We start from the raw sequence: 2,200 nt of genomic DNA on the forward strand, positions 1-2,200 counted from the left end.
ATATTTTAAGTTATTAAGGATTTTTAATTAAAGTATTAAGAATATCTGCGCTGGTGTTGGTATAACTCTTTAATATTAGTTAAATAATGTGCATATTATTTTAAGAAATGTTAAGATTCACAGGTAAATTGCTAAACTTCTTAAAATGGTATGTATCGTAAAGAACCGCTAAAAAGTGACGCTATTGAGCCTGCGCAAAATCGATCACTGCAAAATGGCAAGGGTGTGTATGCGCGCACCATGGCACGCCGATGCCTGTCAAATGGTGATATCGAGAGTACATTGAGGGACAGGGCACAGTCGCCACAGGGTGCTGCTACACGCAGTTCATCTGTGAGTCCTACAAAGTGGTCTTTAGCAGCTACTAATGGTGTTGAAGCTGTGGGTACCGGAAGTACTGGGGCACGCGGTACGAGGTTATGTGAGCTGCATAGTTCTAGGGCGTCTGCGAAGCAAAAAGTTTCCGTAACGAGGCCCAGTTTGGCGGGGGCTAAAATTGCAAAACCTGTTGTAAGACCAGGCAAGCCTCCTAAAGTTTCTACACAAACTCCAGGGCTAGCTTTGCAGCAGAACGGCCAGCTTACTAAGATGTCCCCAACCTCAGCGGAGCAAGATAGTGAACGCATTATAAATGCTTCAGAGAGTTTCAGGCCTACTCAGGCAAATGGCAAAGTTCCCACACAGGCTCCGGAACAAGCTTCAAAGCAGAATGGCCAACTTTCCAAGATGCCAACAGCAGAGCAGGAAGACGAACGCGCTCCAGACGCTGCAGAGAGTCCTGAGTTTATTCCGGCGAACGACAAAATTTCTACGCCAGCTTCAACAGGGCAAGATGGTGCAGTTACTGCCGCTGCTTTAGTGGGCTCTGGGCCTATTCAAGCGAATAACAACGTTCCCGCCAAAGGTCCTGTACCGGCCCCAGAGCAAGCTTCAAAACAGAACGGTCAACTTCCCAAAGCTCCAAATACAACCCCGCATACTTCTGCGGGGAATATTCAAAGTGGGAGTGGCGGCGGCTCGAACCCACCGTCGGAAGACTCTGCTCCTGTAGAAAAGCGCGTGACCCTTGACAGCAACTACTGTAAGAATCTACTGGCAACCGAACCGTTTGGTAACCCCTACAAACTTGCGGCGCTATTGGCTGATAATATACAAAAGTTCTCAAAGGTCAGCATTAGCGCAGGTACCGTCTACTCATTGCTTTGTAACTCCTTACTTTCAGAGCTTATGGGTGGCAGTTATATACCTGGTGTCCTTAGGCCAAAGGTAACTCGCACGGTATGCAAATTTGCGCGCTCTGTAGACTTCCAGCGGGGCCGGGCAGTAGTTGATGAAGTGCGCAGCACCAGGCTGATAACCGTCAACCGCTATGCCGCAGGCGCTATATCTGTAGACAGCTATACATATGGCGTAGATGTGGCGTCGAGAATGCGGCTCAACGCCCAAGTATTTCAAGATCTACTATCCACAAGCCACACTCCCGTCAGTCCGGAGAGTATAGCTGCCAAGAGTGTAGCAAATACGGTTTTGAGATTTATATTTTCGTATTTGGTGCATCTAGAATCACTCAAACGTTCGTCCCCTCAGGAAGAGGAGGCGGATGCTACAGTGCTCTCAATATTGGAGTATCTGGATGACGAATACACAAACATTCATGACATACTACATGCGGGAGACTATCAAGGTTTCTACCAATACATGAAGCACCTTATTGCCAGAGATGCGCATAGGGTGAATTCCCTACTGCTGAGCACGGGACATAAGGCCTCAGTGTATATGGCTGAGCATTATAACGCCTTACTTAGCAACATCATAGCGTATCAGTGTGTAAGAGCTGGCGTCACCAGCGGCCCTGAGACCCGCGACGTGCTTGAGAGGATCGGCAAGAATGCAACACAACACCTTATGCCGCTGTTGCGCTTTTCTACTACACTTTCGAGTGTGGTAGCCAAGCTATACAATGCCATCAACAGGGAAGACTTGATCCATGCCATGAACGCGGATGGTATCCGGCTTATTATGGAGAGCCAAGACTTTAAAAGTGCACTAATTGAAAATGTGGCCCCGGTCTTGAGAAAGGTCATGCCTCCGCTGGAAGTCCAGTCACGCTACAATCAGGAAATCTGGAGAAAATTGCCGCGCTATATTCATTATTTTACCCTGGTTGTAGCTTTGACGGCTCGGACATAATGCTAGATGG

Annotated in this window: 1 protein-coding gene; it reads left to right on the forward strand. The window is 47.8% G+C overall.

All coding sequences use genetic code 11. The annotated features are described in order from the left end of the window. The first annotated feature begins 333 nt into the window (after window positions 1–333). Window positions 334–2,190, forward strand: coding sequence for a hypothetical protein (locus tag GAC_RS03190; protein WP_241760140.1), 1,857 nt, complete (start codon window positions 334–336; stop codon window positions 2,188–2,190). Window positions 2,191–2,200: the final 10 nt, after the last annotated feature.

The organism is Anaplasma marginale str. Florida, from assembly GCF_000215485.1.
In the GTDB taxonomy this organism is placed as follows: domain Bacteria; phylum Pseudomonadota; class Alphaproteobacteria; order Rickettsiales; family Anaplasmataceae; genus Anaplasma; species Anaplasma marginale.